Origin of the sequence: Nonomuraea sp. NPDC049141 (assembly GCF_040648415.1) — a bacterium.
Lineage (GTDB): Bacteria > Actinomycetota > Actinomycetes > Streptosporangiales > Streptosporangiaceae > Nonomuraea.
The window spans coordinates 398,523-423,304 of record NZ_JBEZDR010000011.1 but is presented as its reverse complement, the minus strand read 5'-3'; the positions used below and the strand labels follow the sequence as shown (position 1 = coordinate 423,304).

Here is a 24,782-nt window from a genome sequence, read left to right as displayed (position 1 = left end):
GACACAGTCCCGTCTCGGCAGCGAAGAGCGCAGGTGCTGGTGACGGCGGTGCCGGGGATGTGGTGGCCAGGGGCGCCTGGGCGGTCGACTGCGTGGCGGCACGGTGATCACGCGCATCGGTCCTCGGGGAGCCGGAACAGTCAAGCACGAGCGTCAGAAGAGCGGCCATCGGCACACGGCAGCACATCTCCCGACAAGTCAGTTACCGGCCAGGTCACGCCGCTGGAAGGCGGCGACACCGGCCAGGACGAGCGCCATCGCGACGGCGGTCAACCAGAGCAGCGGCGCCGCGCTCACCTCGCCGCCGGGCACCTGGGGGAGGTGGGCGAAGGGCGACAGGTTCCTGATCCAGTCATCGAGCTGGAGCAGCTCGCCGAGCTGGCCGAGCAGGGCGAAGGCCACCAGAGCCGCCCAGGCCAGGGCGGTGAGCCGGGGCAGTAGGCCGAACAACAGCATCGCGATCCCGGCCAGCACCCACGCCGCGGGCACCTGGACCCAGGCCGCGCCCAGCAGCCGGGGGACCTGCTCGCCGACCTCGCCCGTTCGCACGCCGTGAGCCAGCCCGGCCGCCAGGCCGCCGGCCGTGATGACGAGCGGAGTGCCGCCCACAGCGATGACCAGGTGGCTGAGCGTCCACCGCCAGCGGGGCACGGCCGCCGCCAGCACGGGCTCGGCGCGTGCGCCGGCCTCTTCGCCCTGCAACCGCAGCGTGGCCTGTACGGCGAAACCGCCCACGGCCAGGCCGAGCAGCCCCATCACGGCGGCCAGGAAGGTGTCCACCAGCGCCCCCGCGCCGCCGAGCCGCTGCAGGATCGCGGCGAGCTGAGGGTTGTCGTTGACGATGTCGCCCACGCTCTGGGCCAGCGAGCCGAACATGGCTCCGGCGATCGCGAACCCGATCATCCAGCCCAGCAGCCCGCCCCGCTGCAACCGCCACGCCAGCGCCGCCGCACCGGCCAGGCTCGGCGCGGCGTCCGACGGGCCCAGCCGGGGCGGCAACAGTCCGGCGCCCACATCTCGCCGCCTGGCCAGTAGCGCGGCCAGCCTGACCAGGATGAGTCCGGCCAGCGCCAGCAGGCCGGCCACCCACCAGCGTTCGCCGGCGAAAGCTCGTACCCGCTGAGCCCAGCCCAACGGCGACAGCCACGCCAGCGCCTCGACACCGGCGGCGTCACCCGAAGCCCGCAGCAGGTAGGCCAGGCCGAGCACCGAGACGGCCAGGCCGTTGGCGGTGCGGGCGTGCTCGGTCACCTGCGCGGCCACCACGGCGATGCCGGTGAACACCCACCCGGTCCCGCCCACCGCGAGCCCGAACCCGAGCGCGCCCGAGCCGGGAAGTCCCTGGCCGGTCAGCGCCACGGTGAGGAGGAGCGCGAGGAGGAGGTTGGCGCCACCTGCCACGATCACCGCGGCCGCCGGGATCGCGTGGCGGCCGACCGCGCAGGCCCCGATCAGCTCGGCGCGGCCGGTTTCCTCCTCCGTGCGGGTGTGCCTGGTCACCACCATGATGCTCATCAAGGCGGCCAGGCTGGTGGCGAGGGTGGTCGCACGCCAGGCGGTCAGACCACCCACCGATGTCGCGTCGAAGACCGGGCCGGTGAGCGCCTGCAGCGCGGGGGTCGAGCCGATGGTGACGCCCAGGGCGTGACGTTGTGCCATGCCGGGGTAGAGCTCGCCGATCGCCGAGGCGGTGGCCGCGATGGCACCTGTGATCACCACGATCCAGACCGGCAGGAGCAGGCGGTCACGGCGCAACGCCAGCCGTACCAGCGCGAACGTGCCCGTCATGACGTGCTCTGATAGTGCCGCAGGAACAGCTCTTCCAGGGTGGGCGGTTGGCAGGTGAGGCTGCGTACGCCCGCGTCGGTGAGCAGTCGCAGCGCGCCGCCGAGCCGGGCCGCCTCGACCTCGAAGCGCACGCGGGAGCCGCTGACGGCCAGCTCGTGCACGCCCGCCAGCTCGGCCAGGCCGTCGGGGATCCGGTCGAGCTCGGCGGTGATGGAGCTGCGGGTCAGGTGGCGTAACTGCGCCAGGGTGCCGCTCTCGACGGCTCGGCCGTCGCGGACGATGGTGACCCGGTCGCACAGGGCCTCGACCTCGGACAAGATGTGGCTGGACAGCAGCACCGTACGGCCGTTGCCGCGCTCCTCGGTGACGCACTGGCGGAAGGCGGCCTCCATCAGCGGGTCGAGCCCGGCGGTCGGCTCGTCCAGCAGCAGTAGTTCCACATCGGAGGCCAGGGCCGCGACGAGGGCCACCTTCTGCCGGTTGCCTTTGGAGTAGGCGCGGCCCTTCTTGGTCGGGTCGAGGTCGAAGAGCTCCAGCAGCGCCTTCTTGCGCCGCTGGTCGAGCCCGCCGCGCAGGCGCCCGAGCAGGTCGATGGCCTCGCCGCCGGACAGCGTCGGCCAGAGCACGACGTCGCCGGGTACGTAGGCCAGGCGCCGGTGCAGCTCGACCGCGTCGCGCCATGGGTTGCCACCGAGGAGTTCGGCGTGGCCGGAGCCGGCCCGCAGCAGGCCGAGCAGGATGCGCAGGGTGGTGGTCTTGCCCGCGCCGTTCGGGCCGAGGAAGCCGTGGACCTCGCCCGTGTCCACGGTGAGGTCGAGCCCGTCCAGGGCGCGCACGCGCCCGAAGGACTTGGTCAGCCCGCTGATGAGGATGGCAGGTTCGCCCCGCATGGGCGCCTCCTTGAAGCCGGTCCGATATGACGTTGCCGACCAGGCTTCCCGGCGCTCCAGGATCGACGGTAACAGCACCGACCCCTCCACACCAGACCCACCAAACTGGCGCGAGCCGAGGGTTTCTGCCGAACCGGGACCAAAGACTCGGCGACGAGGGACGTTCGCCCCATGCCGCTCATGTCGCCCGAAGAGCATCGTTGCGGGGGAGAGGTGAGAGGAGACCGCCATGTCCATCAAGGTCAGGGACGTCATGAGGAACGTCGCCATCGCGGTTCTGGAGGACGCGTCGTTCGCCGAGATCGTACGCACGATGCGGCGATACGCCGTCGGAGCGGTCAGCGTGGTCGACGCCGATTGCCGGCCTCTGGGGGTCGTCTCCGAAGACGATCTGCTGCTCAAGGAGGTGAACCCGGCACGGCACGGCGTCTCGATCTTCGAGAGCCGCAAGCGGCGCGAGGAGCACGAGAAGGCAGCCGCGGTCACCGCCACCGCCCTCATGAGCACGCCCGCGATCACCGTGACCCCGGGAGCCCCGGTACGCGACGCGGCGCGGTTGATGCACGAGAGGCGGATCAAGCAGCTGCCGGTGATCGACGCGGTCTCCGGGCGCATCATCGGCACCCTGCACCAGTCGGACGTGCTGCGTGTCTTCACCCGGTCCGCGGGTCAGTTGGAGAGCGAGGTCAAAGCGGTGCTCGGTGACCTGACACCGGTGTCCGTCAGCGTCTCCGGCGGAGTGGTGACGATCAGCGGCCGGGTGGCGCGCGGTTCCCAGGCCGCTCGGCTGGTGGAGGAGATCCGCCGGGTGGAGGGCGTGATCGACGTCGTCTCGGAGCTCACCTACGACAAAGACGACCTCCTCATCGTCCCGCCGCTCTTGTAGGCGCCGGGGTCCAGCCGTCCAGCCCGGGGTCGAGGCGGCCGTCACCGAGCGTCGTGGTGACGGCGGTCGTGCCCTGGGGCGCCGCAACCAGCGCGGCACCCCAAAACGATCAGACCGGCTCACATCCCCGGCGGAAACCAGGCTTGGAGGTTCTGAGGGTTGATCGGCACCGAGATATGTTCGTGCGTGATCAACCACTGGTCATTTGATCGTCGGCAACAAACGGTCGATCGTACCCATATCGCGCTCTGGAGCCCGTTCTTCCGCGTTCCGCGGTCCAGATGAAGCATGTGCGCGAACGCGACATCTGCGCTGGTCACAACGGTAAGGTCGTGCGTTTCCAGGCCAATGGGGCCGTCGTATTCATCGAACCACCGCACAAAGTTGCCACGGACTTCATCGGATCCCGCGAACTGGAGCGGGGGAACGACATCGTAATAAACGATGTCGGCAGAATAATGTGACATGAGTCGATCAATGTCCTTTGTCTGACAGGCAGCGACTCGGCTCTCCAAGAACGCCCTGACCTCGGCATCGTTCGTCGTCATCGCATCCTCCGTTCAAGAAATCTGACCGCGACCAGCTCACCTGGCGACGGCCCTCGTGGTCGGTGTTCCGTGCTGGATCAGGCGGCGCGGCCGGCCTTGAGCGCGGCCGCGGTGTCGACGACGCGGCGGGCCTGGTGACGGGCCGCCTGCAAGATCACCTCGCTGGGCGGGCCGTCGCCGACCACGTGGGAGGTGCCGTAGGGGTTGCCTGACTGGAACTGGATGGGGTTGGTGTAGCCGGGCGGCACGATGATGCCGCCCCAGTGGTAGAAGGTGTTGCCCAGCGCCAGGAGGGTGGATTCCTGTCCGCCGTGGGCGGTGTTGGAGGCGGTGAACGCCGAGTACACCTTGTCCGCGAGCTTGCCCTGGAACCACAGGGGACCGGTGGTGTCGATGAACGCCCTGAGCTGGTTGGCCGGGTTGCCGAACCGGGTGGGAGTGCCGAACAGCACCGCGTCGGCCCACTCCAGGTCGTCGTGGCCGGCCTCGGCGATGTCGGCGGTGTCCCGCAGGTGCCCGGCCCACTCCGCCCTGGCGTTGACCGCTTCCGGCGGGGCCGTTTCGGCGACCTTGCGCAGTCGGACGTCGGCGCCGGCCTTCTCCGCGCCCTCGGCGAGGGCTTCCGCCAAGGCATGCACGGTGCCTGTCGCACTGTAGTAAATGATCGCGACCTTCACGGGTTCCATGATCGGTTTCCTTCTTTCGCGTGCGGTTCGTCGGTACGACGACACAGCCGTGCGAAATGTGAGGCGACGCGCCGACCGGGTACCGCGCGCTCCCCGGCAAACGCGACAGGGAACCGCCGCCACCGTGCCCCTCGCCGTCGCGTCAGGACCTCGGAAGGTCAGGCGCGGCGATCAGGTGCAGATCCTTGACAGGGTGTTCAGTGACCGGCCCATGCGATGTCGTCAACTGCCAGAAACGGCTCGCCGGCCACGTTCGCGGGGGTCACTCCGGTGAACGCCACGACGTCCCGATGCAGGTGGGACTGGTCGGTGTAGCCGCCGTCGGCCGCGACCCTGGCCACGCCTTCACCCGCGACCAGGCGGTGGGCGGCATGGTCGAAGCGGACCAGCTTCACGGCGCGCTTGGGCGGCAGGCCGAGCTGCGACCGGAACCGGGACCACAGCCGCTTACGGCTCCATCCGACCTCGCCCGCGAGTCCGTCGACCCGGACCAGGCCGCGGTCGCCGACGATCCGGTCCCAGGCCCAAGCCACCTCCGGGTCTACCGGCGGCCCCGCCTCGTACCGGCGGGCGAGGAGCGCGTCCGTCAACGCGAAGCGGTCCTGCCACGACGAGACCTTGCCCAGCCGCTCACGGATCCGTGCCGCCTCCCGGCCCCACAGGTCGTCGAGGGCCACCACGGCACCGTCGAGGTCGGCGGGGGAGGCGCCCAGCACCGCGCGTGCGATCACCGGGGACAGACGCACCTGTACGCACTCGACATTCTCCCCCCGCGCCCAGACCGCGCCGCCGGCCCCGATCCCGGGCCCGGCGACGACACTTCCCCGCTGCTGCCGCCCGGCGGCATAGTCGACGACGGGCGAACCGGTGCCGAACTCCAGCAGCAGTGTCACGGCCGGATGCGGGACCATCCGAAGCGCGTCCAGGTCACGGACGCGGAACCCGGCCATGGTGACACCGGCCACCCGGCTGGGCCGCTGCGGGCGCGCGACATCCCACACAGCCCCACCGTGCACGAACGTTCGCACCGCCCCATGCTACGCCAGCCGACCGAGGGGAACATTTGTCCAATCCACCACCGCGCACCGGCGGCGACAGTGGGCTCATGACCATTTCTGACAGCGGACCGCACGTGAAAGACGCCACCGAGGGTACGACCCTGTCCCTGGACGACGGCGACATCTTCGTGTGCCAGGACGGCCCCCGCGACGCCCCCGCACTGCTGCTCATCCACGGGTCCGCGTCCTCGGCCCGCTCGTGGGACGCGCTGGTTCCGCTGCTGACCAGATCCCATCGCGTCATCCGGATCGACCTGCTCGGGCACGGCCGGTCGGCCAAACCGGCCGACCGTAGCTACGCGACCCCGGACCAGGGACACCGGGTCGGCGTGGCCCTGGACCGGCTCGGCGTCGAGCACGCGACGGTCGTCGGCCATTCCAGCGGCGGAGTGGTCGCCACCGCCCTCGCCGAACAGCGATCCGACCTCGTGACCGCGCTCGCGCTCATCAACACCGGACCCAGCCTGGGCGCCTTCATCCCCTCGGCGGCCGCCGCGATCGACCCCGCGCAGTGGCCGCCGACCGACGAGCAGCTCCGCCAGTTCGCGAGCACCGGTTTCAGCCGCGCGGGCTACCAGATCCCGCAGGAGCTCCTGGACGAGGTGCGCGCCATGACCTTCCACTCGCTCACCGCGACGATGCAGGCCACCGTCGGCTACCTTCAGGAGCAGGCGCTCCCGGATCGGCTGACGACCCTCGGCAAGCCGCTACTGGTGATCTTCGGCGAGGACGACCGCAGATGGCGATCCTCATCCGCCGCCGACTACCGCACCGTGCCGGGCGCGAACATCGAGTTGCTGCCCGGTCTCGGACACTCACCCATACTCGAGGATCCGCCGCGCACCGCCGAACTCCTCCTGGCCTTCGCCGCGATCCACGCCACCAGGTCGGCGGGACACCCGGCGGACGGCGGATGACGTCGGGCCGGCAGTACGTACCCCTCCCAAAACAGGTCCAGCGAACATCGCACAGGAGCCACCAGCTACGGCCCGACGGCGCCCAAGGGCGACTACCCGCCCCAGTACGCCCCGCTCTTCCCAGAAGTGGTGATCCCCGGCGAGGACTGCCTGAACCTCAACGTCTGGACACCCGACCCGGACACGACCGGGTTGCCGGTGCTGGTCTGGATTCACGGCGGCTCGTTCACCAACGGATCCGGGTCGGTCGGCGAGTACGACGGCAGCGCGTTCGCGCGTGACGGCGTCGTATGCGTGACCATCAACTACCGGCTGGCCGCCGATGGCTAGTCGCTGGCCGCCTACCGCGCCAACCGGCCGGGAGCCGGTCCGGGCGACCTGCTGGCCGCCGTCGTCACCGACTGGTTCTACGCCGTCCCGTCGATCCGGGTCGCCGAAGCCCGCGCTCGTCAGGGGACGGCGAACACCTGGACCTACCGGTTCGACCACCCCGATCCCGAGGAGAACAACCGGCTGGGCGCGTGCCATGGCGCGGAAGTGCCGTACGTGTTCGGCACCATCGGCCGCGATGACGTCCGGCCGCGCCTGGGCGCCGCGCCGTCGCAGGCCGTCTCCGACCAGGCGCACAAGGTGTGGGTGGACTTCATCACCCGCGGCGACCCGGGATGGCCGGCCTACGACACCAGCCGCCGCGCCACCGGCCTGATCTCCGATCACATCACCGTCGTCGACGACCCGGCGGCGGCCGAGCGCACCTGCTGGGACCGCATCCGGTAACGGTACGCTCGCCGCGACCAGGTCGTGTGAACGGAACCGCAGGCTCAGCGAAGCTCGCCGGTGATGATCCACAGGTGGCCGAAGGGGTCACGGATGCGGCCCGAGCGCTTGCCGTAGGGCCGGTTCTCGATCGGCACGACCACCTCGGCGCCGTGGGCGATCATGCGTTCGCCGACCGCGTCCGGGTCGTCCACCTCGATCTCGAGCAGGACCGCGGAGCCGCCGAGATCACTCGGTGAGAGCCACCCCCACGGTGACGGGCGCCGACGGGGTCTTGAACATCTGGGAACGACCCGCGCCCGGCAGAGTCAGCCAGCCGGTCGCTACTGACTCAAGAGCTCCGCCACCTCCGCCTGGCCGGCGGACTGGGCCCACTCCAGCGGCGTGGCATCGTAATCGTGATCGCGTAGTGACCGGTCAGCTCCCAGCTCCAACAGCGCTCGTACCATCGGCAGGTGACCTGCCCGCGCCGCCTTGTGCAACGCCGCCGACGGAAGGCGTGCGTTCACGTCGAAGCCCAGCGCGCAGGCCAGCCGTACAGCAGGCACCCGGCCGTACTCCGCGGCCTTGATGAGCAGGTCCCGCCGTTTTGTCAGCAGGCGCCGGACCAGTGTGCGGTCGCCGCTCATCAGGCGTTCGAGCTCCCCGCGATCCCCTCGCATGACAGCCGCTTCCACGACATCCAGCCCACGTAGCGTGCCGGAGGCTCCCGCGTCGGCCAGGATCCGCGCGACCTCCGTATGCCCGCCCAGCAATGCCAGCTCCAGGGCCGTGTGCCCGCCGAAGGACGGGTGCCCGTCGCCCTTGGCGTCGGCGGGCGCGCCGTGCGCGAGCAGGCACCGTATCCGGCTTGCCCGGCCACGCGACGCGGCGGTCAGCAGCGTGTTCTTCAGCATGCGGGCCGGAGAGTCCTGCACCTGGCCCAGCCTGGCCCGCCAAGGCCCGCCGTCCCCGCGGCCGAGCCCGAACTCGAGCAGCGACTCCAGATAGCCGGTGTCATCACCCAGGAGTCCGCGGTTGTACAGGGCCTTGCCGTCGTTGGCGTCCGCCCCCGCCCTCAGCAGCACCCGGGCCAGCTCCAGGTCCCGCGGGTGCGGCGGTTGCCCCAGCTCTCCTCCGCCCAGCGCCCCGGCCAACGCGGTGAACGGCGGCGCCAGCCCTTCAGGCAGGTAGCCGGCGTTCGGATCGGCGCCCGCCGTCAGCAGGACCAGCGCCGTCCCCACGGCGTCGGCCTGCGTCACCCGTGAATAGGTCAGGTACAGCAGCGGCTCCCAGCCGAACGGGCCGCCGTGTGCCCGGGCCGACGCGGGATCGGCCGCCACCGCGCGTGCCACCCCGGCGGCGTCGCCGACCGCCGCCATCGTCCACACCGACGCGTCGCCTGTCTGCGGATGGGCGGCCAGCAGCCGCGCCGCGGCCTCGGTGCTCGCGGGTGCGTGGTAGGTCAGGCAGGCCAGCCGCAAGAACTCAGTCGCGGAGTCGGCCGACGGGCCCACCTCGTGTGGCCGGCGCGCGAACTCGCCCACCATCGCCAAGTGCGCGCGCAGCTGCGGCCAGCTCGTGAAGCCGTACTTGCGGGCCACCACCAGTTGGGCGCCGGCCAACCGCAGTTCGGACAGCTCTCCTGGATACCACCCGCCCGCCGTCGCGAGCGCGCGGATCTCGCCCGTACGTACGCCGCGCAGCAGTTGCTTGGCCTCGTTCTTCAGGTGGTCGAGACTGGGGTTTTCGGGCAGACGGTTGGTCACGAAGACCTCCCTTTCGGATATGCCCGACGTCCGCATCTTCGGGCCGAAAAGGAGGAATGACGCAAGAAACGTACTGAGGATCGAGTGGGCTGAGCCCTTCCCGCGGACCGGTCGCGCCCCAAAACGCGAACCTGAGGGTAACCCAATCGCCGCCTGCTTTCAAAGGGTTCTAACCCCGCACGGCCAGGCATTCGGCGCGCAGCCACTCGGTGGGCGTACACCCGGCCATGGCCCGCCACTCCCGGGTGAGGTGCGCCTGATCGGCGAATCCCGGCCGAGCAGCTGAGCGGCCTCCTGCACTCGGGTGGTCCCGGACGGGGCCGCGAGCGTGGTCCGCAGTTTGTCGTGATTGGCCGGTTCGCGGTGCCGGGCCAGGCCGGTGAGCAGGGAGTGTTCGACGAGGGCGCGACGTTGCGGCCAGGACCGGCAGGCCGTCAGACGCTCGGGCAGGTCCGCCATCGCCGGGACGACGTCGGCGAGGTCGGCGATGTGCCCGGCCAGCGCCGACGCCGGGACTCCCAGCAGCGCGCCGGCACCCATCGGGCTGAGCGTCAACCACACGCCGCGCGTACACCCTTCTTGCCGCAGCTCAGCCGCGTTCAGATGGAGCCCGGCCACAACAGCCCGGAGCCGTCTGCGCGAGCCGGGCCGCCCGACCCACGCGATCTCGAGCGAGTCCTCCTCGGGGATCGTGATCGACACCGTGGAGGAGGGAAGCCCGCGATGAACGCCGGCCGAGCCGGGCCCAAGATCGTACGCATCCAGCCTCGCCACGAACGGCGCCAGGGCGGCGGACAGTTGATCGGCAGGCGCGCTCACCCTGTCACAGTATGGGGGCTGGGAGTGCTTGCGCAGGATGGTCACGACCGGGTCAGAGTGATCGCCAAGACCGGGCAGATCTGCTCGGCCTCACGAACATCATCGTGCGTTCGCGGGGCCGGGCTCTCGTTCAGCAGCACGACGATGCGCGGATCGCGGCCAATTGCCGCGAAACCGGCGCCTGCTCGCTGCGGCGGCTCAGCTCCGGCGGCGGATCGAACGGGCATCCCGCCGCACGGGCCATCGGGAACGACAAGGTGTCCGTCATGACATCTCCTTCGCATCGAACACGGTCACGGTGCGCGCTGATACAGAACGGCTACGGCTCGCCGCTCGCGCGGTGAAGGCGCCGACCGCGCAGATGATCGCGAATCCGAACAGCGTGTAGCGGGCCGAGTCGAGCATCGAGCGGCCGCCTAGGTTGACCAGGACGCCGGCGACCGCCGTACCGAACGCGATCGACAAGCTCGTCACCGTGGCGATCGCGGCGGCCGCCCGCCGTCCCTCCTCCGGATCCTGGGTGCTGGACATCACCGCGACGGCCAGGTGCGGATAGGCCAGCCCGATGCCGGCACCCGCGACGAACAACACCGGCACCCAGACGACCACCAGCCAGACCGGCGCGTCCTGGCGCTGCAGCAGCCCCTGAACGAGGAAGCCGAGCGCCAGCAGCAGCGGCCCGATGATCCGCAACCGGCGAATCGTCCGCTCCTTGACCGCCGACGAGCTGACCAACTGGGTCGACGACCACCCCAGCGAGATCGCCGCCCCGAAGAACCCGGCCACGACCGGGGCCAGCCCGCCCAACCGCTGACCGAACAGCGGCACGAACGACTCCACCGCCACGCCGAAGGCCAGCAGCGCCAGTGTCAGATACACCCATTTCAACGGCGAACCCGGCTGGTAGGTCGTACGCGGGAAGACTCGCACCTCGCTCCGCCGCTCATGGACGACGAATCCGGCCACCAGCAGCAGCGCCACCACGATGCCGGACGCGATGGCCATGGCGCCGGGCAGCACCCCCGCCAGACTGACCGCCGCCGTGGCCGCGGTGACCAGTAGCAGCGACACAAGCGGGACGGGTGCCCGTGCATCGCCGCGTTCGCCACGCGGCAGCACCCGCGGGACGAACAGGCCGCACACCGCCGCGATCACCGCCATCGCCACGAACGCCGGCCGCCACGCGCCGAACTGAGCGAACAGGCCGCCAAGCGCCGGACCGACGAAGTTGCCGACGCCGTACATCGCCGACATCAGCGCATTGCCGCGCGCCCACAGCCGCTCCGGCAGAGCCGACCGAACGGCGGCGAAGCCTAACCCGGACAGCAGCCCCGCCCCCAACCCCTGGACGGCGCGGCCGGCCAGCAGCAGCGGCATCACCGGACTCACCGCGCAGGCCAGCGAGCCCACCAGGAACGCGCCGAAGCCGAGCAGGTAGGCACCCACGTTGCCCCAGCGGCCCGAGAGCTGACTGACCAGCATCGTCGCGATCACCATGGCGACCAGGTAGATCGTCATGTTCCACGCGTAGAAGCCGCTGCCGCCGATGTCGGCCACCACGGTCGGCAGCAGGCTGGAGGCCAGATAGATGTTGACCGCGCCGACCAGCACCCCGACGGCCGGCACGATCGCCGCGCCGGCATGCTCCGGGCCCAGCAACTCCCGCCACGACGCCGTCACCGCCGTCCGCTTGCCGGACGCGGCGCGCCGTTCCGCGAGGTCGGACCCGCCCGCGATGGCGGTCGCTTCGTTGTTGTCATGAACACTCATGACGTCAAGCCTGTCGTTGAACAAGTCCCGGAGACTTCTGGCCTTCTGCCACAGGACGGCCGACGAAAAGTCTCAAACCGGGGTGGAATCCCGCCTTGCTCGCCTCCCAAGCACTCGGGCCGGTCATGTCAGTCGAGCAGGGAGACAAGCGCGGTCATAGCCCTCGGCCATGTGGGACGCGCCCTCGACGTGGCGGGCCGGAGTGTGGGCGATCTCGCCGTCACGCCGCAAGGCCGCGTAGAACGGCCGGAACGCCGAACGCGTGGGTGACGCTTTCCCTGCGCAGCACTGCGTCGGCCGCGGTCACGCGAGCCAGATGTACTCCTGAGCGAGAGCGAGGGCTTCGACATCCGGCGAGTCGGGCAGCACGAGGTCGACTCGCGCTCGATGACGGACAGCCCACGGGAGTACGGCTTGCGAGGCTTTCGCTCCCCTCCACCGCTATGTACCGAGCGCCAGCGCGCAGGTCGAGGGCGATCGTGGAGAGCGGCGGAACGACAGTCAGCACGTGTCCGAGAGGGACGATGTCCTGCACCTGGTGATGATCTCGGCCGTGGTGCTGCGGAACAGTTCGCGGTCGTGGGGTGTGAGCTGCGAGGTGAGACGGCCCAGTTCCGTGCTCACCTCGGTGTGGAAGGCGATCGCCGCCTGGCGGCCGGCGTCGGTCAGCGTCACCCGCACCGCGCGCCGGTCGCCGGGTACCGATGATCGCTGGGCGAGGCCGCGCCGTTCGGCACGGTTCATGAGGCCGGTGAGCGCGGCCTTCTCCACGCCGAAGCAGCGGGCGAGTTCGGCCATGCCTCTGGGGCCGCCGAGCAGGACGCACAGGAGCTTGGCCTGGACGGGGGTCAGATCGTGGCGTTCGGAGATGCGTGTGTAGATGCCCTGTACCAGCCCGGTGAGCTGCACCAGCCCGGTGACGACGTCCATCTGCGCGTCGTGCGCGCCATCCGTGATTACGCACCCCTGCTCGGCGACCACCGCCGTGGCCACCATCGCTTGCGCCGTCTCATCCACGGCACTACGGTACAGTACGCATATAGTTAATGGAGCATACAGTCTGTGGTGTTAACTTTCGCCGCCGTGCGCGGATCATCACATGAGGAGGCCCCAGGTGTCTTTCAACGAAGAAGAGCTCGCCTACCTGCGATCCCAGCGACTGGTCCGGCTCGCCACCGTCTCGGCCGACGATCAGCCGGACGTGGTGCCGGTGGGGTTCGAGTTCGACGGCACGTACCTGTACGTGGGCGGCTTCGATCCAGACAAGACGCGGAAATTCCGCAACGTGCGGGACGGGAACACCAAGGTCGCGCTCGTCATCGACGACCTGCCGTCGGCGGATCCGTGGACGCCGCGCTACCTGCGGATCTACGGCGACGCCGAACTCGTCGAACGCCCTGGCCAGTTCGGGCCCGCGTCCTACATGCGGATCACCCCCGCCGTGTCGTGGAGCTTCAACCTGGAGGGGCTGCCGTTCACCCATGACAGCGAGGTCCACGTCCAGCGCACCGTGCATCAAGCCCCGGGCGCGTAGCCGGACAACTCCGGTGCGGGCCACCCATCGTAAAAAGCCGACGTTCGCCACCGTCTCGCCGAGCGGCACGGCGCTCGTGAACCGACGCTCGGTGAGACGGTGGCGGCGGGATCATCACACGTCGGTGATGCGGATTCCCGCGTGTGCCTTGTGGCGGCGGTTGATCGCGATCAGGTTGGCGGTCAGCGCCTCCACCTGGTGGGCGTTGCGCAGCCGCCCGCCGTACACGCCCCGCATGCCCGGCACCGCGTCGGCCAGCGCGCGCACCAGGTCGGTGGCCTCGCGATCGTCGCCCAGCACGAGCACGTCGGTGCGCAGTTCGGGGATCGACAGGTCGGCGAGGTGCACCGCCGACACGTGGTGGAACGCGGCCGTCACCCGGGACTCCGGCAGCAGCTTCTCGGCCTGCTGAGCGGCGCTCCCCTCCTCGACGGGGAGCGCGAACGGGCCCTGCTTGTCGAAGCCGAGCGGGTTCACGCAGTCGATGACGATCTTGCCGGCGAGCTGGTCCCGCAGCGAGGCCAGCAGCTCACCGTGGCCCTCCCATGGCACCGCTACGAGCACCACGTCCGCCATGGCGGCCGTGTCCTGGTTGTCCATGCCGGTCACGCCGTCACCCAGTTCGGCGGCGGCCGCCTCGGCGCGCTCGGCACTTCGCGAGCCGATGATCACCTTGATGCCGGCCGCGGCCCAGCGCAGTGCGAGGCCCTTTCCCTGTGGGCCGGTGCCGCCGAGCACGCCCACGGTCACACCTGTCACGTCGATCAACGTTTCCTCCTGTGGTTAATCGGTCATTCGCTCATCCGCCGGATGCGGCGGTCGTACGGGCGAGGGTGAACTTGCCGAGTCCGATTCCGGCCGCGACGGCGAGATCGGACTCGGTGTCCACGTCGCAGCGCAGTGACGCCAGCGATCCGCCGACCCGCACGGCGCCGGTGGCGACGTGCGCGTCGGCGGAGCGCCGGCCGAAGCGCGGGCGGAGCGGCTCCCCGGGTGCGGCCAGCAGCAGCGTGGTCCCGGTGCCCGGCCGGTCCGCACAGTACGCCCGCCGCCCGGCGGCCTCCTCGATCGCCGCGGACAGGTCCGCCGGGCGTAGCGCGGGCAGATCGGCCTGCAGCGCGCCGACCGTGCTGTTCGGCGCGCGTAGATGCTGCGCGCCGACCTTGCTGTTTGGCGTGCGCAGGTGCTCCGCGCTCACCGTGCCGTTCGGTGCGCCCAGGTACTCCGCGCCGAACGCCAGGGCCGCGTTCAGGCCGGGAAGGCCGCGTTCGTCGACGCACTCCACGCCGGTGCCGGCCAGTGCCGCCGGGATCCGCTCGTCCTCGCAGACCACGAGGACCCGCCGCACCCCGCCGGCCTGCGCGGCCGCTGTCACGGTGTCCAGCAGCAGCGCCAGCACGAGATCGGCGTGCTCGGACGCCGGCACGGCGCCGCGCAGCCGCGACTTCGCCCGGTCCAGTCTCTTGATCGGGACGACCAGGTCCACTTCATACCCCACCCGAAGTCACCCCCTGACCAGCGGTAGCAGGTTCGGCCGCCAAACGCCGTCGTGCTCGCGGCCCGCCGCCAGGCGTTCCGCGGAGACCTCGCCGTACGTGGTCGTTCGCTGGCGGGCCGGGCGGCCGGCGGCGTGCGCCAGGGCCGTGAGGTCGGCGATCGTCTTGTAGCTGCCGTTCTCCGAGCCCGCCATGCGGCTGATGGTCTCCTCCATCAGCGTGCCGCCCAGGTCGTTCACGCCGCCGCGGAGCACGTCGAGCACCCCTGCCGGGCCCAGTTTCACCCAACTCGTCTGGATGTTCGGGATCCGGCCGTGCAGCAGCAGCCGGGCCAGGGCGTGCACGGCCCGGTTCTCCACGTGCGTGGGGCCTGGGCGGGCGATGCCGGCCAGGTAGAGCGGCGCGTTCGTGTGGACGAAGGGCAGCAGCACGAACTCGGTGAACCCACCCGTTCGCGCCTGGAGGTCCCTGATCAGCTTGATGTGGGCCACCCAGTGCGCCGGGTTGTCGACGTGGCCGTACATCATCGTCGACGTCGTCGGGAGGCCCAGCTCGTGGGCCGTGGTCACGACCTCGATCCAGGACGCCGTCGGAAGCTTGCCCTTGGTCAGGATCCAGCGGACGTCGTCGTCGAGGATCTCGGCCGCGGTGCCGGGCAGGGAGTCCACCCCGGCCTCCTTCGCCGCGGTCAGCCAGTCGCGAATGGAGAGGTTGGTGCGCGATGCGCCGTTCACCACCTCCATGGGGGAGAAGGCGTGCACGTGCAGCCCCGGCGCGCGCTTCTTCACCTCGGCGGCGAGGTCGAAATACGCCGTTCCGGGCAGGTCGGGGTGGATGCCGCCCTGCATGCACACCTCGGTCGCGCCGACCGACCACGCCTGCTCCGCCCGCTGCCCGACCTGCTCCAGCGACAGCGTGTACGCGTCGCTGTCCGTGCGCCGCTGCGCGAACGCGCAGAACCGGCAGCCGGTGTAGCAGACGTTGGTGAAGTTGATGTTCCGCGTGACCACATAGGTCACCTCGTCGCCGACGGAGCTCCTGCGGACGTCGTCGGCCAGCGCGGCGAGCGCCGAGATCTCGGGGCCCTCGCCGGCCGACAGCAGCATGAGGCTGTCCTCGTCGGACAGGCCACTCGGGTCGGACTCGGCACGCAGCAGCGCGGCGGAGAACTCCCGGCGAATCCCGCCTGCCGGGCCGGACGACCTCGCGGACGGCATCGCCGCCACCTGGTTCCGCAGGGTCTCCCAGTCCCCGTACACGGAGTCGAAGTCGTCTCGCCGATCCGACGTGCGGCCTTCGGTGTCGATCGACGCGTTCAGGTCGGTCCGCCCGGACGAGATCAGCGCGACCTCCGGCTCCTGCCACGGCAGCCCGACCGGCCGGACGTCCGGCGCGGCCAGACCTGTTGCCGGGTCGGCGAGCGCGGCGACGTGCGCGGCGACCCGTGGATCCAGCCACGGCTCCCCGCGAAGCACGTACTCCGGGTAGATCGGCAGCCGCTCCGCGAGCGAGAATCCCGCCCGCGCGGTGTGCTCGGCCAGCGTCTCCTCCTGCGGCCACGGCCGCTCGGGGTTCACGTGGTCGGGCGTCAGCGGCGACACCCCGCCCCAGTCGTCGATCCCCGCCCGCAGCAGCAGCTCGAACTCGCCGGCGATCAGGTTCGGTGGCGCCTGGATGCGCATCTTCGGGCCCAGCACCAGGCGGGCGACCGCGACCGTCGCGGCGAGCTCGTCGAGCGTGGCGTCGGCCAGGCCGGCCATCGCGGTGTCGGGCTTGGCGCGGAAGTTCTGCACGATGACTTCCTGGATGCCGCCGTACCGCCGGGCCACGTCGCGGATCGCGAACAGGGAGTCGACCCGCTCGGCGAGGGTCTCGCCGATGCCGATCAGGATCCCGGTGGTGAACGGCACCGAGCTGCGCCCGGCGTCCTCGAGCACGCGCAGCCGGACGGCCGGCTCCTTGTCGGGCGAGCCGTAGTGCGGGCCGCCCTTCTCCGACCACAGCCGGGTCGCGGTCGTCTCCAGCATCATGCCCATCGACGCCGACACCGGCTTGAGCCGCTGGAAGTCGGTCCAGGTCAGCACACCTGGGTTCAGGTGCGGCAGTACCCCGGTCTCCTCCAGCACCTTGATCGACATCGCCCGCACGTAGGAGAGCGTGTCCGGGTAACCGGCCTCTTCGAGCCACTCGCGGGCCGCGGTCCATCTGTCCTCCGGCCGGTCGCCGAGCGTGAACAGGACCTCCTTGCAGCCCAGCTCGGCGCCCCGCCGGACGATGTCGAGCACCTCGTCCTCGCTGAGGAACGCCGCCGGCGTCCGCCCAGGGACCGTGGCGAACGTGCAGTAATGGCAGCGGTCCCGGCAGAGCTTGGTCAGCGGCACGAACACGCTGCGGGAATAGGTGATCACCCCTGGCCGGCCCGCCTCGATGAGCCCGGCGTCGCGCACCCGGGACGCGGCGGCCAGCAACTGCTCCAGCTGGTCACCGCGGGCGTGCAGCAGCGTCTCGGCCTCGGTCCTGTCGAGGGTGACGCCGTCCCTGGCTCGACGCAGCGCCCGGCGGACGGCCGACTCGCCGGGCACGACACCCGGGCTCACAGCCACCCCTCCTGCTCGGTCCGCATGCCGTTGTCGGTGGACAAGCTCATGAATCTCCCCTGTGCGAATATAGTTAATGACATGTACAGTATGCGTCGATAACAATAGCGCTCACGAGAGAGCACCACATGCCGAAACTTCTTGTCATCGTCGGAAGCACGCGCCCCACCCGGGCGGCGGACCGTGTCCTGCCCTGGGTCCTGTCGCGGGTCCGTGCGCACGGCGGCTTCGAGGTCGAGCTCGCCGATCTGCGGGACTGGCCGCTGCCGATCTTCGCCGAGCACATGGGGACGATCGGCGACCTGAGCGACCCGACGTACTCCGAGCCGATCGTGCGGGCCTGGAACCAGAAGGTGAAGCAGGCCGACGCCTTCGTCGTCATCACCCCGGAGTACAACCACAGCGTTCCCGGCGGGCTGAAGAACGCCATCGACAGCGTGTGGATGTCGTTCGGGTTCCGCAACAAGCCGGTGGCGGCCGTCGGCTACAGCGGTGCGTCGGGGGAGGGATCCGCGCGATCGAGCATCTGGCGCACATGTTCGTCGAGGCCGAGGCCGTTCCGCTGCGCAACACCGTGGTGATCCCGTACGTGCAGGCGGCCTTCGACGACCAGGACGAGCCGGTCAGCGCCGCGACGGACATCAGCCTGCAGATCACGCTCGACGACCTGGCCTGGTGGTCCTCCGTGCTGAACCAGGCCCGCACCGAAGGAGAGCTGATCCCCGGCGTCATCCGGGCCCGAGCCGCGATGGCCGCCGCCCAGGCATAGGAGGAAGCGACATGAGCTTCAACACACGTGCGGGAACGCGCGGCGCTCAAGGCGGATCCGCCGCAAGGGGGGCGGTACATTCCTGGGTTTCAATGCCCTGGTCCTGACGACCATCGGTGCCAAGAGCGGACTGAAGATAGCCGTGGTCGCCGAGCAGCTGCACGGGGTCGAGCGCGCGGACGCCTGGCAGCAGATCGTGGGCGCCGCGCCCCGCTTCGCCCAATATCAGGTGAAGACCGACCGGGAACTGCCGATCGTCCGCCTGGTTCCCCGATCCGGTCAGAGCACCGCGTGAACGCCGTATCCGGCGGGCACCAGCCGACGTGACCGTCGACCTCGACGACTTCCTCGAGGCCGATCGCGCGTTCCACACGGTGCTGGTGAAAGTCGCGGCGAATCCGATCCTGGACTCGGTGTACGGCTCTCTGCGCGACCGGCAGGGCCCCTAGAGCGCGGGAGGTGACGCCATCGAGATGAATCCCGGTTAGGCTCCACTCGACGCAGCCCGGATCCTTCCCTTGGGAGCTGCCATGGCGGGTGGGACGAACCAGCTCAATCTATGGGTGGTCGACGATTCGGCGGAGCCGCAGGAGCTGGATGAGCTGACCGCCACGCTCCGCGCCGAACTGCTCGACCTGGATGTCGTGGTCGGCCTCTCCCAGGCGGGCGCGACGCCGGAAGGCAGCAAGGCGATCCTGTCCTTCGCCATCGGCGGCCTGACGGTCGCGCTGGCGGGCACCGAGTTGCTCGGCGCCCTCGTGGACGCGGTGACCGCCTGGCTGACGCGGCACCGGGATCGTTCGGTGAAGATGAGCCTCGACGGCGACCTGCTCGAGGTGACGGGCGTGGCCTCGCCGGATCAGCGCCGGCTGATCGATGCGTGGCTGGCCCGCCGCCGTTCGCCGCAGGAGCTCACCGAGGCCACGCCCCGCGGCGGCCGGCGGGTGGCGCTGATCGTGGCCTGCGACGACTACCGCGACTCGGGGCTGCGCAAGCTGCGCGCGCCCGCCATGGACGCCGACGCGCTGACCCGGGTGCTGGGCGATCCGGCGATCGGCGATTTCGAGGTACGTACGCTGGTCAACGAGCCCACACCCGTCGTCACCGAGGCGATCGAGGGCTTCTTCGCCGACCGCGCCCCCGATGACCTGCTCCTGCTGCACTTTTCCGGGCACGGTGTTAAGGACGACAGTGGGCAGCTGTACTTCGCGACCTCCAGCACCAAGCTCAACCTGCTCGCCGCGACGGCGATCTCGGCCGGCTTCGTCAACCAGGCGATGAGCCGCAGCCGCTGCCGCCGCATCGTCCTGCTGCTCGACTGCTGTTACGCGGGTGCCTTCGCGCGCGGCGCGATGCCGCGGGCCGGGTTCAGTACGCACGTCGAGGACCAGTTCGGCGGCCGCGGTCGCATCGTCATCACCGCGTCCAACGCGCTGGAATACGCCTTCGACGGCATTGACCTGGCCGATGACCAGCAGCCCACTCCGTCCGTGTTCACCGGTGTGCTCGTCGAAGGGTTGGAGACCGGCGAGGCCGACCTCAATCAGGACGGGTACGTGGGCATCAACGAACTGTACGACTTCGTCTACGAACGGGTGCGAACGATCACCCCCAAGCAGACGCCGGGCAAGTGGACGTTCGAGGTACAAGGCGATCTGATCGTCGCCCGGCGCGCCCGCCCGGTCGAGCGGCCCAGCGAACTGCCCGCCGAGCTGCGCGAAACGCTCCATCATCCGCTTCCCACAGTGCGCGCCGCCATTGTCGGGGATCTGGAACGCCTGCTGCGCGGCCCACATGCGGGGCTCGCCCTGGCCGCGCGGATCGCCCTGCGGGAACTGGCCGACGACGACAGCCGCATGGTCTCCGCCGCCGCTGCCCAAGCTTTCGCCGGACTGGAAACCACCGCTCAACCCACCCTCCCCGCCGAGCCCGAACCTGCCGTTAAGCCCGAACCTGCCGTTAAGCCCAAACCCACGGCCGAGCCTGTCACCGAGTCCCAGCCCGCCTCTGCCACACCGGTCCAGCCTTCTACCCCGCCTCAAGCGACCAGCCCAGCTCAGCAGCCCGACACTCCGAAGTCACCTGCCATCACAGGTTCGATCGGCGTGACATGGCGGCGCTGGCGGTTACGGACCCGGATCGCCCTCCTGGCGGGGCTGGCAATGGCTGTGGCAGCGGCGGCCATCACCACCGTGATCATGAACGGATCAAAACACGACAGCGACAGCGGCAGCAGCAGGGGCGAGGCGCCGATGACGTCGGTGGCGTTCAGCCCGGATGGCAAGACCGTCGCGATGGCGAGCTACCTCAGAAGCGAGGTCTGGCTACGCGACGCGTCAACCGGAGCCGCCCTGTCCACGCTCACCTCCTCCGGCAACACCAATGGCCTCTACGGCCTGACCTTCAGCCCGGACGGCAAGAAGATCGCCGCGAGCCGCGGCGACAACTCGATCCACCTCTGGGACGCCCGCACCGGCGAATCGATCACCGATCTCACCGGTCACACCGAGGGCCCGCTGGTCAACGGCAGTCGTGCCAGTGTCGTCCGAGCCCTCGCCTTCAGCCCGGACGGCAAGACCCTCGCCAGCGGCGGCATCGATCAGACCATCCGCCTCTGGGACGTGGCAGGCGACCGTACCCGAACCGTGATCACCGGTCACACGGGTGAGGTGTCGGCGCTGGCCTTCACACCCGACGGCAAGACCCTGGCCAGCGCCAGTGAGGACAGGACCATCGGCCTGTGGAACCCGGCGAACGGCCATGCCAGGAGCACCCTCACCGGCGCCCAGGACGGCATCCACTACATGGCCATCAGCTCGGACGGGAAGACCCTGGCCGGCTCCAGCGGCGTCGCGTACACCATCCAGCTCTGGGACCTGACGACCCGTACCAGCAAGGACCTCAAGCCCGGACACACCGACGGGGTCGGCCCGCTGGCGTTCAGCCCGGACGGCACGACGCTGGCCACCGGCAGCTTCGACACGACGATCGTGCTGACGGATGTCGCCACCACGCGCCCGATCGGCACACTGACCGGACACAACGGTCAGATCGCCGCCCTGGCCTTCAGCCCGGACGGCAGGTCCTTGGTCAGCGGCTCCTTCGACGGTACGGCGCGCCTCTGGGATGTCGCGACCCGTCGCTCCCTCGCCACCATGGCCGTTTTGCCCACCCCGACCAGCTCCAGCAGCTGAGCGGTCAATCTTTGATGCGTTTCATGGTGAGATGGGAGTCGACGCGGGAGACCGCGGGCAGCGGCAGGATCTGCCGGCTGAGGAAGGCCTCGTAGGCGATCGGGTCGGCGACCGCCACCCGGATGTAGTAGTCCGGACGGCTGAACATGCGCCTGAACTCCACGACCTCCTCCAGCGCCGCGACCCGGGACTCGAAGTCCTCCACGGTCTGCAGGTCGTTGACCGCGATCCACCGAGAGGACCACCTCCAGAGAACGGCCCAGGGCCGCGGGGCCTGGACTTCGCCCTGACCGCCCTGTCTGTGGTCCTGACGATCGACGCCTGGCGCGCCCAGCGGGATCTGCCCGCCCCCCTGCTGGCCGCGGCCGGCTTCGCCGTCGCCGTGCTCCTGACTCCCGGGCAGGTGCTGCCGACCGCGATGGCCCTGTTCACCGCGGGCCTGCTGATCCGCTACGCCTCCGGCCGCCGCCGTCGCAGTGCCGCACCCGATCACATCCGCCCTGCGCTCCCCGCCGCCGTCTCAGTCAGGGAAGGGTGAACACCCATGCCCAGCCCGCTCTACCTGGCCGCCGCCGTGGCCGTCAGCGCCGGCGTCACCTGGGGTCTGCGCGCCCTGCCGTTCGCCGTCCTGACCCCGCTGCGCCGCTCGGCCGTCCTGCGCTACTTCGCCTGCCAGATGCCCACCGGCATCATGCTGATCCTCACCTTGTACTCCCTGCGCGCGGTCCGCCCCGCCGGGCCGGCCGTCGTGCCCGCCGCCCTGGCCCTGGCCGTCGCGATCGGGCTGCACCTGAAAACCCGCAACGCCGTGATCAGCGTCCTGGGCGCGACCGCCGTGCACGCGGTGCTGTCCGCCCTCTGGCAGATCTGACGGGCGGCACTTGATCATTTCGGTGGTGGCTCGCTAGGGTTGGGCGCCTTTGCCTGATCCCCTCCACTCGTGCCCAAGGGTGTTCCCATGCGCCGTTACCGTTTCGGCAGAATCGCCGCGCTGTTCGCCGCCATCTATGTGGTCGCGGTCGTCCTGTCCGGCGTCCTCGCGCTGGCCACCGGCGACCCCGCGCTGCTCCGCGAGATCGTCACCGGCGGGTGGGACACGGACTTCATGCCCTACACCTGGTGGGTGGAGCTCCTCATGGTCGCGGGCGGAATCCTGCAGGGCTGGGCCTACTGGCAGGTGCTGCGCGGGCGGCCGATCGGCGCGGCGGCGGTCAACGAGAGGCCCGTCCGGTTGTTACGGGCGGCCATGTACCTCAGCGTCGCCTGCACGCTGCTGTATCGGCTGCCGATCCCGTACCAGTGGTGGTTCGGCCTGCCTTCCGACCTGCTCCAGGTCGCCATCGTCGGGCTGTTCTTCGTGGTACTCGCCGGGAGCCTGCCTCGATGGCTGCGGCTGCTCGGGCTCGTGGCGGGGCTGGCGAACGCCGCCATGGGCCTGGCCGCCACTTTCGCCTACGGCCTCGGCCAGTACGACATCGTGCCGTTCGTCTCTCCGTACCGGCTCGGCAATGTCGTCTACCTGCTGTGGCTGGTGCCGGTCCTGGCCGGCCAGGCCAGAGACACGCGCTGGACCCGAGGCACCGTGCGGATGGGCGGGGCCGCGGCGGCGCTGTCGCTGCTGTCGTCGGGCGGCAGTTCGATCGTCTCGTTCGGCGGTTCCGGCGTTGACTACGATCTGTTGCTGCTCATGGTCCTGAGCATCCTGGGTGTCTTCGGGACGGTGTGGCAGGCCCGCTCCGCCCACGACCTGGGCGGCCCGATCCCCGTGCCGTCCCCGGCGCCTCCGGTCCAGGTCGCACCCGCGCGGGCGTGGCCCCTCGCTGCCGTGGCCGTGGTGCTCCCGGTGATCCCCGCGGCCGTCAACCTCGCGGACGGCATGCCCGTGTGGATCGGCCCCAGGGGCGCGGTCGACGACCTGTTCCACGGGTACGTGAGCTACCCGGCGACGGTGCTCTGGGTCGCCGTGGACCTGCTCGTCGGGGTCGGCGCCCCGGCCGTACTGGTCCTGGTCGCGGTCGTACGCAGGACCAGGCGGTTGCTGCGGGTCACGATGCTGCTCCTGACCCTCGCCGCGGCGGCGGGGGTCGTCACCGCGCTCACCACGAAGTCCGAGGCGGACTGGCGGATCATCCCCGACATGACCGAGGAGCGGCTGGCCCTGTACCCGGACGGGCTGTTCGAGCCGGACGAGAAGGGCGACATCCTCTTCGGACTCTCCCCGCTGTGGTACAGCCTCGCGCTCGCCGCCTCCGCCTTCGTCCTGCTCGCCCTGTACGGCGCCCCGCCCGCCGCCCGCCTGCGCCACCACGTGCTCGTGACGGCCCTGGCCACCTCCGTGGTCCTGTGCTTCCTGCCGGCCGCCGACCAGTCACGCGGCCCGATCACCACGGCCGCGAGCTGTTCACCGCCCGAACCCTGGGAGAACGGAGTGGCCACGAAGGAGCCCGCGCCGCTGACCGGTGTACGCGCCTTCATCTGCGCGGTACGTCAGCACAACGCCTTCGATTTCGCCGCCACCACGCCCGACCAGGTGCTGCTCGCCCACGGCCGTCGCCTGTGCGCCGCCTACACCCGCGACGACCCGCGCGAACTGGCCCGGCTGCAGGACACGGAAGGGGAGAACGTCCGTGACCTGAGCTGGGTGCTCGCCGGGATCTGCCCGGCCGCGAACGCGAAGGTCACGGCTGAAGCGGCCGCCGAGGATCGCGAATTCGACGAGACGATGGCCGAGGAGCGCCGCAAATGCGACGCCACCCCGAGTCACCGCCCCCTCATCAAGCCCGCCAAGGCGATCCGCCTCAAGGAGCCGGAGTGGCCCGAGGCGGGGCTGGACCTGTACGACGAATTCGCCGGCGAGGGCAAGAGCACGACAGCCGGCCCGGTCACCGCCGAGCCCGGCAGGGTGACGGTGAGCACGGATTCCGACCTGCACGTCTGTGTCACGCTGGAGACCTACCCGCGCCGCCCACCGGTCGAGACCAAGGGCTGGCAGGACGTGGTCGAGGTCGGCTACGCCAACCAGAGCGGCGAGATGAGCTTCATGGACGGCCTGAGCGGCACCGTACTACCCGACCTGTCGCTCAACGGCCGCAAGGGGCACTACCGGATCCGCGTGCACTTCGCCTGGTCTCCCTGGAAGGGCGAGAAGTACGGCACCCAGCGGCTGCTGATCATGGCGTACCCGGGACCGGGCGACCAGGTCACCACCTATCGCAAACCGCCGAAGCGCTGAATGCTGCTGGAGTACTAGTCCCAGGAGGGGAGAGCCGGACGAAGTACGGACCGTGGGTGGATGGCGGCGGGCG

At 70.3% G+C, this 24,782-nt stretch carries 27 protein-coding genes and 2 pseudogenes; 13 read left to right on the top strand and 16 right to left on the bottom strand.

The annotated features are described in order from the left end of the window. Positions 1–198 precede the first annotated feature (198 nt). Both AB0B91_RS33220 and AB0B91_RS33215 read right to left on the bottom strand, forming a co-directional pair. Positions 199–1,788 (bottom strand): ABC transporter permease, encoded by a 1,590-nt coding sequence (locus tag AB0B91_RS33220; RefSeq protein ID WP_358327841.1) that lies wholly within the window; start codon positions 1,786–1,788, stop codon positions 199–201. Then, entirely contained in the window at positions 1,785–2,678 is an 894-nt protein-coding gene (locus tag AB0B91_RS33215; protein ID WP_358327839.1) for an ABC transporter ATP-binding protein, read from the bottom strand. Before AB0B91_RS33215 ends, AB0B91_RS33220 begins: the two co-directional genes overlap by 4 nt. 229 nt (positions 2,679–2,907) lie before the next feature. Here AB0B91_RS33215 and AB0B91_RS33210 point away from each other — a divergent pair, with 229 nt between their 5' ends. Next, a complete protein-coding gene (locus AB0B91_RS33210; protein ID WP_358327837.1) occupies positions 2,908–3,564 on the top strand; it encodes a CBS domain-containing protein in 657 nt (218 codons plus the stop codon). A 119-nt stretch (positions 3,565–3,683) separates the two neighbouring features. Here AB0B91_RS33210 and AB0B91_RS33205 read toward each other — a convergent pair whose 3' ends face one another. The 3 genes from AB0B91_RS33205 to AB0B91_RS33195 all read right to left on the bottom strand — a co-directional run bounded on the left by AB0B91_RS33205 (position 3,684) and on the right by AB0B91_RS33195 (position 5,826). Next, positions 3,684–4,112 carry a nuclear transport factor 2 family protein gene (locus AB0B91_RS33205; protein WP_358327835.1) on the bottom strand — a complete coding sequence of 143 codons (429 nt, stop codon included), beginning with the start codon at positions 4,110–4,112 and terminating at the stop codon, positions 3,684–3,686. Positions 4,113–4,189: 77 nt separating this feature from the next. After that, positions 4,190–4,798 (bottom strand): NAD(P)H:quinone oxidoreductase, encoded by a 609-nt coding sequence (wrbA, locus tag AB0B91_RS33200; RefSeq protein ID WP_358327833.1) that lies wholly within the window; start codon positions 4,796–4,798, stop codon positions 4,190–4,192. 197 nt (positions 4,799–4,995) lie between these two features. Further along, positions 4,996–5,826: a helix-turn-helix domain-containing protein gene (locus AB0B91_RS33195; protein ID WP_358327831.1), complete on the bottom strand. Its 831-nt coding sequence runs from the start codon at positions 5,824–5,826 to the stop codon at positions 4,996–4,998. A gap of 77 nt (positions 5,827–5,903) precedes the next feature. Between AB0B91_RS33195 and AB0B91_RS33190 the strand changes: the two genes are divergently transcribed. The 3 genes and pseudogenes from AB0B91_RS33190 to AB0B91_RS33180 all read left to right on the top strand — a co-directional run bounded on the left by AB0B91_RS33190 (position 5,904) and on the right by AB0B91_RS33180 (position 7,550). Continuing rightward, positions 5,904–6,773, top strand: a complete 870-nt coding sequence (locus AB0B91_RS33190) for an alpha/beta hydrolase (protein ID WP_358327830.1) — start codon at positions 5,904–5,906, stop codon at positions 6,771–6,773. A 54-nt stretch (positions 6,774–6,827) separates the two neighbouring features. Beyond that, positions 6,828–7,103: pseudogene (locus AB0B91_RS33185) on the top strand (carboxylesterase family protein); the annotation flags it as partial. Positions 7,104–7,106: 3 nt separating this feature from the next. Beyond that, complete coding sequence (locus AB0B91_RS33180; protein WP_358327909.1) at positions 7,107–7,550, top strand: carboxylesterase family protein; 444 nt, start codon at positions 7,107–7,109, stop codon at positions 7,548–7,550. A gap of 44 nt (positions 7,551–7,594) precedes the next feature. On the opposite strand, the gene AB0B91_RS33175 is transcribed toward AB0B91_RS33180, so the two are convergent. From AB0B91_RS33175 to AB0B91_RS33145, 7 genes and pseudogenes are all read right to left on the bottom strand, one after another. Further along, positions 7,595–7,759, bottom strand: coding sequence for a VOC family protein (locus AB0B91_RS33175; RefSeq protein WP_358327907.1), 165 nt, complete (start codon positions 7,757–7,759; stop codon positions 7,595–7,597). Between the two features lie 114 nt (positions 7,760–7,873). Further along, a complete protein-coding gene (locus AB0B91_RS33170; RefSeq protein ID WP_358327828.1) occupies positions 7,874–9,298 on the bottom strand; it encodes an ankyrin repeat domain-containing protein in 1,425 nt (474 codons plus the stop codon). 159 nt (positions 9,299–9,457) lie between these two features. After that, positions 9,458–10,117 (bottom strand): hypothetical protein, encoded by a 660-nt coding sequence (locus AB0B91_RS33165; protein ID WP_358327826.1) that lies wholly within the window; start codon positions 10,115–10,117, stop codon positions 9,458–9,460. 130 nt (positions 10,118–10,247) lie between these two features. Then, positions 10,248–10,385 (bottom strand): hypothetical protein, encoded by a 138-nt coding sequence (locus AB0B91_RS33160; protein WP_358327824.1) that lies wholly within the window; start codon positions 10,383–10,385, stop codon positions 10,248–10,250. Continuing rightward, positions 10,382–11,887 (bottom strand): MFS transporter, encoded by a 1,506-nt coding sequence (locus AB0B91_RS33155; RefSeq protein WP_358327822.1) that lies wholly within the window; start codon positions 11,885–11,887, stop codon positions 10,382–10,384. The genes AB0B91_RS33160 and AB0B91_RS33155 overlap by 4 nt, the downstream gene beginning before the upstream one ends. 150 nt (positions 11,888–12,037) lie before the next feature. Beyond that, positions 12,038–12,203, bottom strand: a pseudogene (locus AB0B91_RS33150) (thiamine pyrophosphate-binding protein); the annotation flags it as partial. A gap of 185 nt (positions 12,204–12,388) precedes the next feature. Beyond that, entirely contained in the window at positions 12,389–12,904 is a 516-nt protein-coding gene (locus AB0B91_RS33145; RefSeq protein WP_358327820.1) for a MarR family transcriptional regulator, read from the bottom strand. Between the two features lie 97 nt (positions 12,905–13,001). On the opposite strand from AB0B91_RS33145, the gene AB0B91_RS33140 reads away from it, so the two are divergent. Next, positions 13,002–13,421, top strand: coding sequence for a PPOX class F420-dependent oxidoreductase (locus tag AB0B91_RS33140; RefSeq protein ID WP_358327818.1), 420 nt, complete (start codon positions 13,002–13,004; stop codon positions 13,419–13,421). A gap of 114 nt (positions 13,422–13,535) precedes the next feature. On the opposite strand, the gene npdG is transcribed toward AB0B91_RS33140, so the two are convergent. The 3 genes from npdG to AB0B91_RS33125 are packed head-to-tail and all read right to left on the bottom strand — an operon-like array spanning position 13,536 to position 17,514. Continuing rightward, positions 13,536–14,189 (bottom strand): NADPH-dependent F420 reductase, encoded by a 654-nt coding sequence (gene npdG, locus AB0B91_RS33135; RefSeq protein ID WP_358327816.1) that lies wholly within the window; start codon positions 14,187–14,189, stop codon positions 13,536–13,538. A gap of 31 nt (positions 14,190–14,220) precedes the next feature. Then, complete coding sequence (locus tag AB0B91_RS33130) at positions 14,221–14,919, bottom strand: 2-phospho-L-lactate guanylyltransferase (protein WP_358327814.1); 699 nt, start codon at positions 14,917–14,919, stop codon at positions 14,221–14,223. 6 nt (positions 14,920–14,925) lie between these two features. After that, positions 14,926–17,514 carry a bifunctional FO biosynthesis protein CofGH gene (locus AB0B91_RS33125; RefSeq protein ID WP_358327812.1) on the bottom strand — a complete coding sequence of 863 codons (2,589 nt, stop codon included), beginning with the start codon at positions 17,512–17,514 and terminating at the stop codon, positions 14,926–14,928. Between the two features lie 128 nt (positions 17,515–17,642). On the opposite strand from AB0B91_RS33125, the gene AB0B91_RS33120 reads away from it, so the two are divergent. From AB0B91_RS33120 to AB0B91_RS33100, 5 genes are all read left to right on the top strand, one after another. Next, entirely contained in the window at positions 17,643–18,095 is a 453-nt protein-coding gene (locus AB0B91_RS33120; RefSeq protein WP_358327810.1) for an NAD(P)H-dependent oxidoreductase, read from the top strand. Next, complete coding sequence (locus AB0B91_RS33115) at positions 18,050–18,283, top strand: hypothetical protein (RefSeq protein WP_358327808.1); 234 nt, start codon at positions 18,050–18,052, stop codon at positions 18,281–18,283. Before AB0B91_RS33120 ends, AB0B91_RS33115 begins: the two co-directional genes overlap by 46 nt. Positions 18,284–18,425: 142 nt before the next feature. After that, positions 18,426–18,578, top strand: coding sequence for a nitroreductase/quinone reductase family protein (locus AB0B91_RS33110; RefSeq protein WP_358327806.1), 153 nt, complete (start codon positions 18,426–18,428; stop codon positions 18,576–18,578). A gap of 28 nt (positions 18,579–18,606) precedes the next feature. Then, complete coding sequence (locus AB0B91_RS33105; protein ID WP_358327804.1) at positions 18,607–18,732, top strand: FCD domain-containing protein; 126 nt, start codon at positions 18,607–18,609, stop codon at positions 18,730–18,732. An 81-nt stretch (positions 18,733–18,813) separates the two neighbouring features. Then, on the top strand, positions 18,814–21,477 hold the full coding sequence (locus AB0B91_RS33100) for a caspase family protein (protein ID WP_358327802.1): 2,664 nt from the start codon (positions 18,814–18,816) through the stop codon (positions 21,475–21,477). A 4-nt stretch (positions 21,478–21,481) separates the two neighbouring features. On the opposite strand, the gene AB0B91_RS33095 is transcribed toward AB0B91_RS33100, so the two are convergent. Next, entirely contained in the window at positions 21,482–21,682 is a 201-nt protein-coding gene (locus AB0B91_RS33095; protein WP_358327800.1) for an Lrp/AsnC ligand binding domain-containing protein, read from the bottom strand. A gap of 96 nt (positions 21,683–21,778) precedes the next feature. Here AB0B91_RS33095 and AB0B91_RS33090 point away from each other — a divergent pair, with 96 nt between their 5' ends. The 3 genes from AB0B91_RS33090 (at position 21,779) to AB0B91_RS33080 (ending at position 24,709) form a co-directional block, all read left to right on the top strand. Further along, positions 21,779–22,015 (top strand): hypothetical protein, encoded by a 237-nt coding sequence (locus AB0B91_RS33090; protein ID WP_358327798.1) that lies wholly within the window; start codon positions 21,779–21,781, stop codon positions 22,013–22,015. Between the two features lie 6 nt (positions 22,016–22,021). Continuing rightward, a complete protein-coding gene (locus tag AB0B91_RS33085) occupies positions 22,022–22,348 on the top strand; it encodes an AzlD domain-containing protein (protein WP_358327796.1) in 327 nt (108 codons plus the stop codon). A gap of 87 nt (positions 22,349–22,435) precedes the next feature. Continuing rightward, positions 22,436–24,709 carry a hypothetical protein gene (locus AB0B91_RS33080; RefSeq protein ID WP_358327794.1) on the top strand — a complete coding sequence of 758 codons (2,274 nt, stop codon included), beginning with the start codon at positions 22,436–22,438 and terminating at the stop codon, positions 24,707–24,709. The last annotated feature ends 73 nt before the right edge of the window (positions 24,710–24,782 follow it).